The 14,602-nt window shown below is 74.6% G+C and carries 10 protein-coding genes and 5 tRNA genes; 6 read left to right on the forward strand and 9 right to left on the reverse strand.

Going from position 1 to position 14,602, the window contains the following annotated elements; translation table 11 throughout:
* Positions 1-32 precede the first annotated feature (32 nt).
* The 3 genes from KUM03_RS35600 to KUM03_RS35610 form a co-directional block, all read right to left on the reverse strand.
* Positions 33-857: a GNAT family N-acetyltransferase gene (locus KUM03_RS35600; protein ID WP_217254693.1), complete on the reverse strand. Its 825-nt coding sequence runs from the start codon at positions 855-857 to the stop codon at positions 33-35.
* Positions 858-931: 74 nt separating this feature from the next.
* Positions 932-1,753, reverse strand: a complete 822-nt coding sequence (locus tag KUM03_RS35605; protein WP_217254694.1) for an aminotransferase class IV — start codon at positions 1,751-1,753, stop codon at positions 932-934.
* Positions 1,750-2,796, reverse strand: coding sequence for a chorismate-binding protein (locus KUM03_RS35610; RefSeq protein WP_217254695.1), 1,047 nt, complete (start codon positions 2,794-2,796; stop codon positions 1,750-1,752). Before KUM03_RS35610 ends, KUM03_RS35605 begins: the two co-directional genes overlap by 4 nt.
* Before the next feature lie 177 nt (positions 2,797-2,973).
* Between KUM03_RS35610 and KUM03_RS35615 the strand changes: the two genes are divergently transcribed.
* The 5 genes from KUM03_RS35615 to KUM03_RS35635 all read left to right on the forward strand — a co-directional run bounded on the left by KUM03_RS35615 (position 2,974) and on the right by KUM03_RS35635 (position 3,437).
* Positions 2,974-3,046 (forward strand) — tRNA-Gly (locus KUM03_RS35615).
* A gap of 38 nt (positions 3,047-3,084) precedes the next feature.
* Positions 3,085-3,158, forward strand: a tRNA-Cys gene (locus tag KUM03_RS35620).
* Position 3,159: 1 nt separating this feature from the next.
* Positions 3,160-3,231 (forward strand) — tRNA-Val (locus KUM03_RS35625).
* 37 nt (positions 3,232-3,268) lie between these two features.
* A tRNA-Val gene (locus KUM03_RS35630) sits at positions 3,269-3,340 on the forward strand.
* Positions 3,341-3,365: 25 nt separating this feature from the next.
* Positions 3,366-3,437 (forward strand) — tRNA-Val (locus KUM03_RS35635).
* A 74-nt stretch (positions 3,438-3,511) separates the two neighbouring features.
* Here the strand turns inward: KUM03_RS35635 and KUM03_RS35640 are convergent.
* The 3 genes from KUM03_RS35640 to KUM03_RS35650 all read right to left on the reverse strand — a co-directional run bounded on the left by KUM03_RS35640 (position 3,512) and on the right by KUM03_RS35650 (position 5,731).
* Positions 3,512-3,802: a zf-TFIIB domain-containing protein gene (locus KUM03_RS35640; protein ID WP_217254696.1), complete on the reverse strand. Its 291-nt coding sequence runs from the start codon at positions 3,800-3,802 to the stop codon at positions 3,512-3,514.
* A 101-nt stretch (positions 3,803-3,903) separates the two neighbouring features.
* Positions 3,904-4,851, reverse strand: a complete 948-nt coding sequence (locus tag KUM03_RS35645) for a phosphotransferase enzyme family protein (protein WP_217254697.1) — start codon at positions 4,849-4,851, stop codon at positions 3,904-3,906.
* A 697-nt stretch (positions 4,852-5,548) separates the two neighbouring features.
* Positions 5,549-5,731 (reverse strand): hypothetical protein, encoded by a 183-nt coding sequence (locus KUM03_RS35650; protein WP_217254698.1) that lies wholly within the window; start codon positions 5,729-5,731, stop codon positions 5,549-5,551.
* 588 nt (positions 5,732-6,319) lie between these two features.
* On the opposite strand from KUM03_RS35650, the gene KUM03_RS35655 reads away from it, so the two are divergent.
* Positions 6,320-7,792, forward strand: a complete 1,473-nt coding sequence (locus tag KUM03_RS35655; protein ID WP_217254780.1) for a serine/threonine-protein kinase — start codon at positions 6,320-6,322, stop codon at positions 7,790-7,792.
* Positions 7,793-7,969: 177 nt separating this feature from the next.
* Here the strand turns inward: KUM03_RS35655 and KUM03_RS35660 are convergent, their stop codons facing one another.
* The 3 genes from KUM03_RS35660 to cobT form a co-directional block, all read right to left on the reverse strand.
* Positions 7,970-8,788, reverse strand: a complete 819-nt coding sequence (locus KUM03_RS35660; protein ID WP_217254699.1) for an RNA methyltransferase — start codon at positions 8,786-8,788, stop codon at positions 7,970-7,972.
* A 1-nt stretch (position 8,789) separates the two neighbouring features.
* Positions 8,790-10,025 (reverse strand): uroporphyrinogen-III C-methyltransferase, encoded by a 1,236-nt coding sequence (gene cobA / locus KUM03_RS35665; RefSeq protein ID WP_217254700.1) that lies wholly within the window; start codon positions 10,023-10,025, stop codon positions 8,790-8,792.
* Between the two features lie 174 nt (positions 10,026-10,199).
* Positions 10,200-14,495 carry a nicotinate-nucleotide--dimethylbenzimidazole phosphoribosyltransferase gene (gene cobT / locus KUM03_RS35670; RefSeq protein ID WP_217254701.1) on the reverse strand — a complete coding sequence of 1,432 codons (4,296 nt, stop codon included), beginning with the start codon at positions 14,493-14,495 and terminating at the stop codon, positions 10,200-10,202.
* Positions 14,496-14,602 lie beyond the last annotated feature (107 nt).

Raw genomic sequence — 14,602 nt, forward strand, 5'->3', positions numbered from 1 at the left:
CGGAGCCGGACCGACGCCGTCGGCGCGTACGCCTACAGCAGCGGTTTGCTGCAGTAGTAGCGCGTGGTCGCGTAGCCGAGCGACTCGTAGAGCCGTTCGGCGGCGGTGTTGCCCGCGAAGACGTTGAGGCCGATCAGTCGTCGGTCGGCGTCGACGGCCTGGGCCTCGGCCAGCGCCATGAGCGTCCGTCCGTGCCCCCGGCCCCGGTGCGCCGCGTCGGTCTCGACGTCGAAGACGAAGGCGCGGTCCTCGTTCAGCGCCAGCCACAGGACGCCGACCCGCGCCCCGTCGTGCTCCACCACGCTGAACAGCATGTTCTCGGTGTCCTGCCCCTGTGGCAGCAGCTGCTCGTGGTCTCTGCGCGCCTTCGCGTACGCCTCCTCCTCGGGGACGCCCCGCTCGATCCAGGTACGGGCGTACTCCTCCGACTGGTGGGCGAACCAGGTGGCGAACTCGTCGGCCGTCATCGGCCGTGCCCGGCTGCCCGCGGGCAGGGCGGGCGCGGTGCCGTCGAGCGGTTTGGCCATGGCGCGGTTGCGCACGACGTAGCCGAGCGCTTCCGTGAGGCGCAGGCCCGCGTGGGCGTCGGGAGCCAGGTTCGTCTCGATCCGCCGGCAGCCCCAGCCCCGCACGACCTCCTCGGCCGCGAGGGCCGCCACCGTGCCCCGGCCGCGCCGGCGGTCCGGTTCGTCGATGCTCAGGTGGTGGATCACGGCCACCGAATCGCCGAAGGCTCGCGAGGTGCCGAGGTGTATCGCGCCGACGGGCCGGCTGTTCACGCACACCTGGTAGTGGCGCGAACGCGTCCCGTCGGCGGCGCGCTGGAGCGGCTCGGTCGGCCGCAGGGTGGTGGTCATCACCGGAAGTTCTACCCGGCGACGGTGTCCGAGTCAGCCTCATTTCCGAGGCCTTCCCGGGTCTGCGGGCGCGCTTACGGGTCCAGGTCGTTCCCCGACCGCTCCTCGAAGATCCGCATGGCCTTGGCGGTCACCGGCCCCGGGGCGCCCGGCAGTTCGCGGTCGTCGACGCGGTGCACGGCCTGTACGTCCCGGAGGGTGGAGGTCAGGAAGACCTCTTCGGCGCGCTCCAGGACGTCCATCGGGAGGTCGGTCTCGCGGGCGCCGGTCCACTCGGCGGCCAGGGCGCGGGTGATCCCGGCGAGGCAGCCGGAGGCGACCGGCGGGGTGTGGATCTCGCCGTCGAGGACGACGAAGACGTTCGAGCCGGTGCCCTCGCACAGCTGCCCCACCGTGTTGGCGAACAGCGCCTCGCTGGCGCCCCGTTCGCGGGCGCGGGCCAGGGCGACGACGTTCTCCGCGTAGGAGGTGGTCTTCAGACCGGTGAGCGCGCCCCGCTCGTTGCGGGTCCACGGCACCGTGATCACGGCCGTCGAGTCGGGGCGCCGGCCGGTCTCGCCGAGGGCGACGACGAGGGTCGTGCCGTGCTCGCCCCGGTCGGAGCCGAGCGGGCCGTGACCGCCGGTGTACGTGATGCGCAGCCTGCCCAGTGGCATGGGGTTGGCCTCGATGACGGCGGCGCAGGCGCGGCGGACCTCGTCGAGGTCGGGATCGGGCAGGCCGAGGCCCCGGGCCGAGCGGGTCAGCCGGTCGAGGTGCCGGGTCAGGGCGAACGGCCTGCCGTCCACCGCCTTCACGGTCTCGAAGATGCCGTCGCCCACGGTCAGCCCGTGGTCGAGGACGGAGACGCGGGCGGACTCGATGTCCTGGAGCCCGCCGTCGAGCCAGATCTTCACGCCTGTATTCCCTCTCCGCTCACCTCGTACGTCCCCGACGCTACCGCGAGCAGCCGGGACGCCTTCAGTTCGGTCTCCCGCCACTCCCCCTCCGGGTCGGACCCCCAGGTGATGCCGGCGCCGGTCCCGAAGCGCAGCATCCCCTCGGCACGGTCGATCCAGAAGGTGCGGATGCCGACGGCGAGCTCGGCGGTGCCCCGGTCGGCGTCGACCCAGCCGATGCCGCCGCAGTACGGGCCCCTGGGCACGGTCTCCAGGGCGTCGATGATCCGCAGGGCGCTGGATTTGGGGGCGCCCGTGACGGACCCGGGCGGGAAGGCCGCGGCGAACAGCTCCGGCCAGCCGGTGTCGGCGCGCAGCACGCCGCGGACCGACGACACCAGGTGCACGAGCCCCGGGTGCTTCTCGACGGCGCACAGGTCGGGCACGGTGACGGTGCCCGTGGCGCAGACCCGCCCGATGTCGTTGCGGACGAGGTCCACGATCATGACGTTCTCGGCGTAGTCCTTCTCCAGCAGGTCGGCCTCGGTCCGTCCGGTCCCCTTGATCGGCCCGGACTCGACGGTCCGGCCGTCCCGGCGCAGGAACAGCTCGGGCGAGGCGGTGGCGATCTCGACGCCGTGGCCGGGCAGCCGGATCGTTCCGGCGTACGGTGCCGGGTTGCCGCGGGCCAGCAGGGCGGTGAGGGCGTCCACGTCGGCGCCGGGGTCGACGGGCGCCGAGAGCACCCGGCAGAGGTTGGCCTGGTAGACCTCGCCGGCGGCTATGTGCTCGCGTATGCGCCGTACGGCCGCCGTGTACGCGGCGCGGTCGAGGGACGACGTCCAGTCGCCGACGGCCGGTCCCCGCCACCGGCCGGGTGCGGGAGCCGGCACCGGCCGCGTCCGTAGGTCCGCGAAGCGTGCGCAGGTCAGACGGCCTTCGAAGTCCGCGCAGACGGCCCAGAAGCCCTCGGATTCGAGGGCGGCGGGATCGCTCGTGACGTCGAGGAGACCGGTGGCGAGACGCTCGCCGAAACGGGCGAGGGGAGGGAGGTCGAGCACGTGTCCGAGTCTAGGACGGTGGCCCGGAGGTGACCCGAACGTGTCCTTCCGGGTGCCCTGACCAGGCCCTCGGGCGGACGCACCGCAGCACGCTGCACAAACGCGTTTTTGTACTGGCCCCGGAATCCGCTAGAGTTCAACACGTCGCCGGGACGCGGAAGCGGACCGAACCGACAGGCGGACGTAGCTCAGTTGGTAGAGCGCAACCTTGCCAAGGTTGAGGTCGCGAGTTCGAGCCTCGTCGTCCGCTCGCAGGAACAGGGGGCCTCCCGGGCCCTCTACACTCCTGGTGGAGTGGCCGAGAGGCGAGGCAACGGCCTGCAAAGCCGTCTACACGGGTTCAAATCCCGTCTCCACCTCCAAGGACGATTAGCTCAGCGGGAGAGCGCTTCCCTGACACGGAAGAGGTCACTGGTTCAATCCCAGTATCGTCCACTGGTCCGCCAAGGATCACCGATCCGCATGGATCCCCGCGCGATTAGCTCAGCGGGAGAGCGCTTCCCTGACACGGAAGAGGTCACTGGTTCAATCCCAGTATCGCGCACGCAGTACCGCACCTGGTGCTCCCAGGACGATTAGCTCAGCGGGAGAGCGCTTCCCTGACACGGAAGAGGTCACTGGTTCAATCCCAGTATCGTCCACACCGCCCGAAGCCCCCGGCCGTCTCGTACGGCCGGGGGCTTCGTCGTGGCTCGGATCGGCTTGACCCGCCGGGTCAGCTGGAGAACAGCATGTGGCCGAAGCTCTTGTGGCGGTGGTGACCGTGGTGGCCGTGGCCGGCGTGCGGGGCGCCCCAGGCGGGCGCGGGAGCGGCCGGGTAGGCCTGCGGGGCCGGGGCGGCGGGCGGGGCCGGCGGGGCGGGCTGGGACCACTGGGCCTCCAGGCGGGTCAGCGACTCCAGCTCGCCGTAGTCCAGGAAGATCCCTCGGCAGCCGCTGCACTGCTCTATCTGAACGCCGTTGCGGTTGTAGGTGTGCATCGGTGCACGGCACTTGGGGCACTGCATCGTCGGCTCAACTCCTCGCCGGTCGGTCCTGCTTCGCGTATCGCCAGGACAGACTCTGTCCGGCTACGGGTCGGTTGCACCCTACGGCGTGGAAGTTCCGCTCAACCGCGTGGGGCGGAGGGGCGCACGGAGGCCATGCGGGAGCAGGCGTCGACCAGGGACTGCTCCACCTCGTCCAGGAGGCGGCCCGCCGCGACGGCCTTGGTGACGGCACGGGCGGCGGTCTGCGCGGTGAGGGCACGGGCCGGAACGTCCAGCGCGGGCCAGGGGTCCTCGTGGGGCGGGACGGCCGGGCCGCCGGCCGCGCGGTAGGCGGTCAGGAAGCAGTGCCAGTCCTCGGGCGGGAGCAGTCCGCACGCGTACCAGGCGGCCGGGCGGGCCAGGTCCCAGGCCGGGGTACCGGTCCCGAGATCGTCCACGTCTATCAGCAGCCAGGGGCCCTCGGGCGAGGGGTGGCGCACGAGCTGGCCGAGGTGGAAGTCGCCGTGGCAGAGGCCGGTCGCGTCCGGCATGGCGGCCTCGCCGCGGGCCCATGCCGGGAGGGCGGCCCAGGCCCGCAGGACGGGGGCGGTGGCGGGGTGGTGCGGGGCGGTGGTCCGGAGGCGGTTCACGGCGTGGGCCGCCTTCGCGGGGCCGCGCATGGGGGGTACGGCGGTGGGGGCGGAGGTCCGGTGGAGGCGCGCGAGGAGGGTGGCGGCTGCCTCCCACGGCGCGGCGTCCGGGTCCTCGGGGTCGACGGGGGCGCCGTACGGCCAGTACGTGACGAGTCTCCCGTGCAGGGCGACGGGCGCCGGCCGCAGCGGGGGCAGCAGGATGCCGGGGAGCCGGGCGGCGACGGTGACGCGGCGGGCCAGCTCGGCGGCGTCGGCGTCCGCCGCGTGGGCCTTGGCGACGGTGCCGGCATGCCGGACGACCATGCCGTCGGGGCGGTCGGCGAGAGTGGTGTCGCCTGGAGTGGCCGCCGCTGTGCAGGGGCAGACCGGGGTGCGGGCGTGGGCTGCTTCCTTGACGCGGAGCGTCAGGGCGGGGAGGAGGGCGTCCGTCGTCACGGAGTGAGCGTACGCAGGTGTTCCGCCGCCGGGGACTCGTGATGCGGGTGCCCTTGCCGGGCGGGGCGCGCTCCCGCCGAGGGGCGGCCTGCGATCGGGGCGTTTCCAGGGTGGGCCTGGAGTCCGGGGCGTTCCTACCGGAGGGCGAGCCTGCCGTCCGACGGAGGATGGGCCTGCCGTCCGGGACGCTCCCGCCGAAGGGCGAGCCTGCCGCCCAGGGCGCTCCCGCCGAAGGATGCGCCTACCGCCCAGGACGCTCCCGCCAAAGCATGGACCTGCCGCCCAGGACGCTCCCGCCAAAGCATGCGCCTGCCGTCCAGGACGCTCCCGCCAAAGCATGCGCCTGCCGTCCAGGACGCTCCCGCCAAAGGGCGAGCCTGCCGTCCGGGCGCTCCCGCCCAGGGATGCGCCTGCCGTCCAGGACGCTTCAGGGGCGACGTGCCATGCGTGGGGAGGGGGCAGCCGCGAAAAGGGGCCGTGGGCGGGGAGCGTTCTGGTGGCCGGGGGGGGGCGTGCGTCGGGTTGCCGCGCCGGGGAGGCCCGCGGCAGCGGCTCGGGGGCGTCCGGCGGGAAGAGCAATGCCGGCGCAGCTCCCCAGCTGCGCCGGCATTTTGCCGTCCGCCGCACCCCCGTCCCCACGGGGTTTCATGGATGGATGTCCCCGCCCGGACCGCTCTTCCGGGCCTGGGGTCGCCGCTCAGCGCCCCAGCACCACACCCACGGACGACGCTTGTGTGGCCACTGTCTCCCACCCGTCGAAGACGAGGAGGAGCAGGACCGCCAGGGGCAGGGCCATGACCGTCGCCACCAAGGGGTGACGGCGTCCCTGACGGCGGCTGTCGCGTGTGCGGACCAGCGTCCGCGGTACCGTCTGGGCCATGGTCCCTCTCCTGACCGTTTCCGTTGTTCTGGCAGCGGCGGGCGTCTGACCTCGGGGGACGAGTGCTGCACCCGCCGCTTGACCTCAAATCTAGGCGTCCGGCGCTCTCCGGACGTCATGCCCTCGTACCGATTGCCGGGCCTCCCGGAGGATGAGCCGTGCCCCGGGGCGTACTCCCCTGGGTGGAGACCGGGTCCCGGACCTCGGGGTCTTCCCGGAAGGGGTGTCCGCTCCGTCCCGTTTTCTCCGTACTGTCCGGTGACATCCCTCACTTCAGCCCCGCCCCGGCGCACCTCCGCCTCCCCCCACCGCACTCCCCCGCCCGCCGCCACGCCGCGGAGGATCGACGGCTCCACGGCGCCCCGCACCGCTTCCGTCCGATCACTCGCGCCCATCCCAATCCCCGCGCCTCGGCGGCCGGTTGGGAACACCCGTGCGCCCGGACCGGACAGCGCCCGCGCTCCCTGACCGCCCCTCAACTCTCCCACCCGGCACTGACAATCCCTCGTCCCGAGAGGGCGCGGCCTCTGCGCGCGGGCGGCCGTGGAAACGTAAGCTGTGGCTCGTCACAGGGACCGGGCAGCGGGGATGAACATGGCGATGATGCGCCTGAGGCGCGAGGACCCGCGCGTCGTCGGCTCGTTCAGGCTTCACAGGCGGCTCGGCGCGGGTGGAATGGGCGTGGTCTACCTGGGCTCCGACAAGAAGGGGCAGCGGGTAGCGCTGAAGGTCATCCGGCCCGACCTGGCCGAGGACCAGGAGTTCCGCTCGCGGTTCGCCCGCGAGGTCTCCGCGGCCCGGCGCATCCGGGGCGGCTGCACCGCGCGGCTGGTCGCCGCGGACCTGGAGGCGGATCGCCCCTGGTTCGCCACGCAGTACGTGCCCGGCCCCTCCCTGCACGACAAGGTCGTCGACGGAGGCCCGCTCGGTGCGGCCGACGTCGCCGCGGTGGGTGCCGCCCTGTCCGAGGGACTGGTCGCCGTGCACGAGGCGGGGGTGGTGCACCGGGACCTGAAGCCGTCCAACATCCTGCTGTCCCCGAAGGGGCCGCGGATCATCGACTTCGGCATCGCCTGGGCCACGGGCGCCTCCACGCTCACCCACGTCGGCACCGCGGTCGGCTCCCCCGGGTTCCTCGCGCCGGAACAGGTGCGGGGGGCGGCGGTCACACCGGCCACGGACGTGTTCTCGCTCGGCGCCACACTGGCGTACGCCTCGATGGGCGACTCGCCCTTCGGGCACGGCAGTTCCGAGGTGATGCTGTACCGCGTGGTGCACGAGGAGGCCCAACTGCACGGCGTCCCGGACGCCATCGCTCCGTTGGTGCGGGCCTGCCTGGCCAAGGATCCCGAGGAGCGCCCGAGCACACTGCAACTGTCCTTGCGGCTCAAGGAGATCGCCGCCCGCGAGGCCCAGGGTCTGGCCGACGTACGGCCTCCGGCGCCGCGCAGCGCGGAGGCTGACATGCCGACGGGGCGGCTCGCCGACACCTATCCGGAGCGGGCACAGCGACGCCCGCAGGGGCGGCCGGGTGCGCCGGGTACACCCGCTCCGAGGAGCGCGTCCGGTTCCCGCGGCCCCGCGCCCGCCCGTGGTGCCGACGTATCGCGGGGCGGCACACCCTCGCGCGGTGGCGCACCGTCGCGGGGAGGGGGGTCCGGGGCGCGGGGTGGCAGCGCGTCACGCGGTGGCGGTGCGGGCTCGCGGGGCGGTTCACGGTCCACGACCCCCTCCCGCGGCAACCCGGGACGGAACGGGTCCCGCCACGACAGCGGCGGCCGGTCCTCGTCGCGCGGCGGGGCCGGGCGTACGGCGCCGAGGACCACCGGGACCGGCTGGCGGCGGCCCGCCAACCCGCGGCTGCTGCGGCAGCGCCTGACCGTGTTCGTGGTCGTGACGCTGCTGGTCGCGCTGGGCATCGCCGCCGCGCAGGGATGCCAGGGGCCGTCCCGGGGGCTCGGCGACGAGCGGGACGGGGTCCGGGCGCAGCAGGAGCAGGTGGACGTACGGGTGGACGTACGGGACGACACGCCCGGGCAGCGTCAGGTGTCCGGTCTCTAGGGAACCGGGTGCGCGTGCCCGCGGCCGGGGGACCGATGCCGTGGTCTTGCGGCCAAGTACCGTGCGCGGGGGTCGGCCCACGGGCCGGACACGGGCCGGACACCCGGCTCGGCGTTGCCTCGGGCCGAGGGGCGCGCGCCCCTCGGCCGACGGCGGTCCGGCAGCCTCCCGCACCCGCTACGCCGAAGGCCGGCCCGCCGTCACCGCGTAGAAGGCGACCGCTGCCGCCGCGCCGACGTTCAGGGAGTCGACGCCGTGGGACATCGGGATGCGGACCCACTCGTCGGACGCCGCCAGGGCCCGCCGGGACAGGCCGTCGCCCTCGGCACCCAGCATCAGGGCCACCCGGTCCATGCGGTGCGGGGCGACCTCGTCGAGGGACTTGGCCCGCTCGTCGGGGGTGAGGGCGAGGAGCGTGAAGCCCGAGTCGCGGACCGTCGCGAGGCCGGCCGGCCAGGTGTCGAGGCGGGCGTACGGCACGGAGAAGACGGCGCCCATCGAGACCTTCACGCTGCGCCGGTACAGCGGGTCCGCGCAGTCCGGGGAGAGGAGTACCGCGTCCATGCCGAGGGCGGCGGCGGAGCGGAAGATGGCGCCGATGTTGGTGTGGTCGTTGACCGACTCCATGACGACGACGCGCCGGGCGGTGGTCAGGAGGTCGGCCGCCGCGGGCAGCGGTTTGCGCGCCATCGAGGCGAGCGCGCCGCGGTGCACGTGGTAGCCGGTGACCCGTTCGGCGAGCGCCGGGTCGACGACGTACACCGGGGCGGGGGCCTCGTCGATGACGTCGCGCATGGTGTCGACCCACTTGGCGGAGAGCAGCATCGAGCGCATCGCGTAGCCCGCCTCACCGGCCCGCCGGATGACCTTCTCGCCCTCGGCGATGAACAGGCCCTCGGCGGGTTCGCGGCGGCGGCGCAGTTCGACGTCGGTCAGCCCGGTGTAGTCGTGCAGGCGCGGGTCGTCGGGGTCGTCGAGGGTGATGGGGTCCGCCACGTCACGCACCGGTCCCGTGCGGGCCGACGCCGACGACCTCGCCGACGACGATGACGGCGGGCGGCTTGACCTCCTGGGCGACGACCGTCTCGGCGACCGTGGCGAGGGTCGCGTCGACCCGGCGCTGGGCGGCCGTCGTGCCCTCCTGGACGAGGGCGACCGGCGTCCCGGGTGCCCTGCCGTGCGCGACCAGGGTCTCGGCGACCTTGCCGATCTTGTCGACGCCCATGAGGATCACGAGCGTGCCGGTGAGTTTGGCCAGGGACGGCCAGTCGACCAGGGAACGCTCGTCGTCGGGGGCGACATGGCCGCTGACCACGGTGAACTCGTGTGCGACGCCCCGGTGGGTGACCGGGATGCCGGCCGCGCCGGGGACCGAGATGGAGCTGGAGATGCCGGGGACGACGGTGCACGGGATGCCCGCCTCGGCCAGCGCCTGCGCCTCCTCCATGCCCCGGCCGAAGACGAACGGGTCGCCGCCCTTCAGCCGTACGACCGCCTTGCCCTGCTTGGCGTGCTCGATCAGCGCGTTGTTGATGGCCTCCTGGGCCATGAAGCGCCCGTAGGGGAGCTTCGCCGCGTCGATGACCTCCACGTGCGGCGGCAGCTCGGCGAGCAGGTCGCGCGGGCCGAGCCGGTCGGCGATGACGACGTCGGCCTCGGCGAGCAGTCGGCGGCCCCGGACGGTGATCAGGTCCGGGTCGCCGGGTCCGCCGCCGACCAGGGCGACTCCGGCCGCGCGGGTGCGGTGGTGCGGGGCGACGAGGGTGCCGTCGCGCAGGCCCTCCACGACCGCGTCGCGGATGGCGGCGGTGTGCCGGGGGTCCCGGCCGCGGGCGTTCGTGGTGAGTACGGCGACGGTGACGCCCTCGCTGTGCCCGGTCGCCGGGGTCCAGGCGGTGGCCCGGTCGGCGTCGTCGGAGCGGACGCACCACACGCGGCGCCGCTCGGCCTCGGCGGAGGCGGCGGTGTTGGCCTCGGCGTCGCTGGTGGCGATCAGGGCGTACCAGGCGTCCGCGAGGTCGCCTTCGGCGTACGGGCGCCGCTCCCAGGTGATCTCCCCCGCGTCCGCCATGGCCTCGACCGAGGGGGTCGCCTCCGGGGACACGAGGCGGATGTCCGCGCCCGCCGCGATGAGGGCCGGGAGGCGGCGCTGGGCCACCTGGCCGCCGCCGAGGACGACCACGCGGCGGCCGGTCAGACGGAGGCCTACGGGGTAGGCGGGGTGTTCGGCCATGAGGGGACGGCTCCTCTTGGAAGCGGCGGTGCGGAGGCGCTGACGTGCGCATTTTATGGTGCGGCCGGGAGCGGGGGCTCGGGTGGTCCGGTGGCTGGACCTCGTGGCCGGGCACAGCCACCGGTCCGCCGGTTCGGCGCCCGGGGCTGTCCCGCCCAGCCTTCTGGCTGACCCCTACTTCTCGGTTACCCCCGCCGAGTCGAACGTCGCCACCTCGTGCATCGCTCGGGCTGTGCTCTGAACCATCGGGAGGGCCAGGAGGGCGCCGGTGCCCTCGCCCAGGCGCAGGTCGAGGTCGACCAGGGGGCGCAGGCCGAGCTTGTTGAGCGCGGCGACGTGACCGGGCTCGGCGCTGCGGTGACCCGCGATGCAGGCCGCCAGGACCTCGGGGGCGATCGCGCGGGCCACCAGTGCGGCGGCGCCGGCGCTGACACCGTCGAGGATCACCGGCGTGCGCAGGGAGGCACCGCCGAGCAGCAGGCCGACCATGGCCGCGTGCTCGAAGCCGCCCACCGCGGCGAGAACGCCGATCGGATCGGCCGGGTCGGGCTGGTGGACCTCGATCGCCCGGCGCACGACCTCGGTCTTGCGGACCAGGGTCTCGTCGTTGATGCCGGTGCCGCGGCCGGTGACCTCGGCCGGGTCCGCGCCGGTGAAGACGGAGATGAGCGCGGCGGACGCGGTGGTGTTCGCGATGCCCATCTCGCCGGTGAGCAGCGCCTTGTTGCCGGCCGCCACCAGGTCGCGGGCGGTCTCGATGCCGACCTCGATGGCCTGCTTGGCCTCCTCGCGGGTCATCGCGGGGCCGGCCGTCATGTCGGACGTGCCCGCGCGGACCTTGCGGGGCAGCAGGCCGGGTGTGGCGGGCAGGTCGGTGGCGACACCGACGTCCACGACGCACACCTCGGCGCCGACCTGGGTGGCGAAGGCGTTGCAGACCGCTCCCCCGCCCAGGAAGTTGGCCACCATCTGGGCGGTGACCTCCTGCGGCCAGGGGGTGACGCCCTGGGCGTGCACTCCGTGGTCGCCGGCGAAGACCGCGACGGCCGCGGGCTCCGGGATCGGCGGCGGGCACTGCCGGGAGAGGCCGGACAACTGGGCGGAGATGATCTCCAGCATGCCGAGCGCGCCGGCCGGCTTGGTCATGCGCTTCTGGCGCTCCCATGCCTCGCCGAGTGCCTTGGCGTCGAGCGGGCGGATCTGTGCGACGGTCTCGGCGAGCAGGTCGTGCGGTTCCTCTCCGGGCAGGGCGCGGCGGCCGTAGGTTTCCTCGTGGACCACCCAGGACAGCGGGCGGCGCTTGGACCAGCCGGCCTGCATCAGCTCGGGCTCGTCCGGGAACTCGTCGACGTACCCGACGCACAGGTACGCGACGATGTCCAGGTGCTCGGGCAGGCCGAGGGCGCGGACCATCTCGCGCTCGTCGAAGAAGCTGACCCAGCCGACGCCGAGGCCCTCGGCGCGGGCGGCGAGCCACAGGTTCTCGACGGCGAGCGCGGAGGAGTACGGCGCCATCTGCGGCTGCGTGTGGCGGCCGAGGGTGTGCCGGCCGCCGCGCGTCGGGTCGGCGGTGACGACGATGTTGACCGGGGTGTCGAGGATCGCCTCGATCTTCAGTTCCTTGAACTGCTTGGCCCGGCCCTTGGGCAGCGACTTCGCGTACGCGTCGCGCTGACGCATCGCCAGTTCGTGCATCGCGCGGCGGGTGTCGGCGGAGCGGATGACGACGAAGTCCCAGGGCTGCGAGTGGCCTACGGAGGGTGCGGTGTGGGCGGCCTCCAGGACGCGGAGCAGCACCTCGTGGGGGATGGGGTCGCCGCGGAAGCCGTTGCGGATGTCGCGGCGTTCGCGCATGACCTTCAGTACGGCCTCGCGTTCGGCGTCGGCGTAGGCGGGGGCCGCCGGGCCGGTGGACCGCCGTACTTCCGCCTCCGCGGCCGTGCTCAGTTCTTCCTGGTCTTCCGGGTCTGCCTGGTCGGCCCGGGTGTCCAGGTCGTCGGCGTTCTGGGCGACCTCGGGGTCCGCCTCACGAGGGGCGGGGACCGGAGCGACGGGCTCCGAGGCCTCCTGAGTCACTGGAGTCGTCTGGGTGTCCCACGTCTCCGGCGGTACGACGAGTGCCTCGGGGGGCGTCGGCGCGAGGTGCGGGGTGATCGGGACCTGGCCGCCGTCGACCGGCACGAACTGGCCCACGGGCTGGTCGGGGTGCTGCCCCGCCGGCCGGCCGGGGTGGGGCTCGGGCTGGGCGCCGTCCGCCGGCGCCTCGACGGCCACCGCGGGTTCGGGCGCAGTGTGCGGAGTCTCCGCTTCCGGCGGTACGTCGGTGCCGGCGAGGGACTGGGGGCCCTGAGCGGGCTGAGGGTCGGCGGGGGCGGGCACCTCGTCCGGGGTGGGCTGATCGTCCGGCTGGGCGTGGGCGGCAGCGTGGAGGTCCGGCTGGTGCGCGGCGGGCTGCGCGACGGCGCCGCCCTGGGCTGCGGCGGCCTGCGCGTCCGCGTGCGGGTGGTCCTCGGCCGCCGGAACGGGCTGCGCCGGGCTCTCCGACGGTGCGGTCGTGCCCGGCGCCGGTGCGGGCGGCCCGTCGGCGGCCGTGGTCTCCGGGGCCGGCTCGGGTCCGGCGGGTTCGACGGCGGCTTCGCCGGGTGCCAGGTCAGCCTCGGTGGGGGAGGCGGTGCGGGCGGCCTCGGTCACCTGCGCCTCGGCAGGCGGGGCTTGCTGCGGCTCGGAAACGCCGGTGGCTTCGGCCGGCTGCGCTGCGGGCTCGGGAGCCTCGGTCGGCTCGGCCGGCTGTACGGGGTGGACTGCCTCGGTCGGCTCGGCCGGCTGTACAGGGTGACCTGCCTCGGTCGGCTCGGCCGTCTGTACGGGGTGGACTGCCTCGGTCGGCTCGGCCGGCTCCAGGAGCTGGGCGGCGTCCGTCCGTTCGGCCGGCTCCACGAACTGGGCAGCCTCCGTCGGCTCGGTGACCGTCTGCACGGGCTCGGGAGCCTGACCCGCACCAACCTCCTGCGCGGAGCCTGGCACCTGTGCCGGCTCGCCTTCCTGCGCGGCTTCGGGGGACCCGGTCGGCTCCACCGCCTGCACCGTCTCCTGGGCATCGGTCGGCTCCACCGCCTGCACCGACGCCCGAGCGTCGGTCGGCTCCACCGCCTGCACCGACGCCCGAGCGTCGGTCGGCTCGACCGTCTGCGCGGCGCCGGGAATCTGACCCGGCTCACCCTCCTGCGGGGTCTCGGAAGCGTCGGCCGGCTCCGCCGCAGGCACGGGCTCAGCCGCGGCCCCCTCGGCGGCCCTGGCGTCCTGGGCCGCTTCCGCCACCGGCTCCCCGGCGACCTCCGCCACGGGCTGGACGAGCACGGCCGCGGGCTCCACGGGGCCCGCCTCGGAGGCCGGGGCCGGCTCGGCGGCCTCCTCCGCTCCCGTCTCCGGTCCCGTCTCCGGTCCCGTCTCCGGGAGTGCCGCCGCGGTCACCTGCTCGGCCTCGGGCCCCGCAACGGCGTCGGGTGCGGGCCCATCGTCCGCCGTGGGCTCGGCCACCGCGTCAGGCGCGGGCGCCGTTCCCGCCTGGGGCGCGTCCACGGCCGCCGGAGCGGTCGCTTCCTCCGCCGCCGGCTCGGCCACGGCCTCCCGCGTCCCGTCGCCGCCCTCGGACGCTCCCTGGACGTGCGTCGCATCGGCACCCGGTGCGGAAGCGGCGCCGTCCGTGTCGCCCGGCGCGCTCCCGGTCGGGTCCAGGACCCCGGCGTCGGCGTCCGCGGCCGGCATCACGGCATCGCCCGGTTCGCCGCTCTCTCCTCCCGTCGCCGCCACGGCCTCCGTCGCCACGCGGGTCACCACGGCCTGGGCGGCACCCACCGGCCGGGCGGCCGGGTCGGCTACCGGAATAACCGTTTCCGCACGCACGGCCCCGGCGCCCACCGGGACCTCCGCCGGCTGCTGGGCCTGCGGAGCCGCCTGCGCTGCACCCCAGGGCGCCGCCCCCTGCGGAGGCGTCGCGGCGGTCTGCGGGGCGTCGAGGTACTCGGGACCGGTGGCCGGCGGGCCGGCGTGGCGCACCGGCGCGTCGGCCGGGCCGCGGTCGGCGAGGGAGCGGACCGGGCTGGCGGAGGTGTCGGGGATCGGCGGACCGAGGTGCAGTGGCCTGCGCGGCGGGGCGGGGACGGAGGCGGGCTCCGGCGATGGCGCCGACTCGGGCAGACGGACACCGCTGAGATCGACCGAGCCGCTGTCACGGCCGGACATCTCGTGCGGACCCGGCTGGTGCACGGTCTCGACGACCGGCTCCGGCGCGGGCGGCGCGACCTCGTTGCCCCAGGCGCTCTGGGCTCCCGGCAGCAACAACAGGTCCTCGTCCTCGGCGGTGGTCTCGGAGAGGTAGGTGTACGCGCCGGGTGCGGGGACGCCCGGCTGCTCCACCATGCCTGCGTTCTCCGGCAGCCCCTCGCCCGGGATCTGGCCGGTGTCGGTCATGCGTAACCCCTCGCCCATCGGTTAGTGCTTCTACGACCAGCTCGCCCGGGACGGCGCACCGACCGCCCCGTAGTGAGAACGAGCGTGCGTGCCCAGCGGCACGAACG

Origin of the sequence: Streptomyces sp. AC602_WCS936 (genome assembly GCF_019049125.1) — a bacterium.
GTDB lineage: Bacteria > Actinomycetota > Actinomycetes > Streptomycetales > Streptomycetaceae > Streptomyces.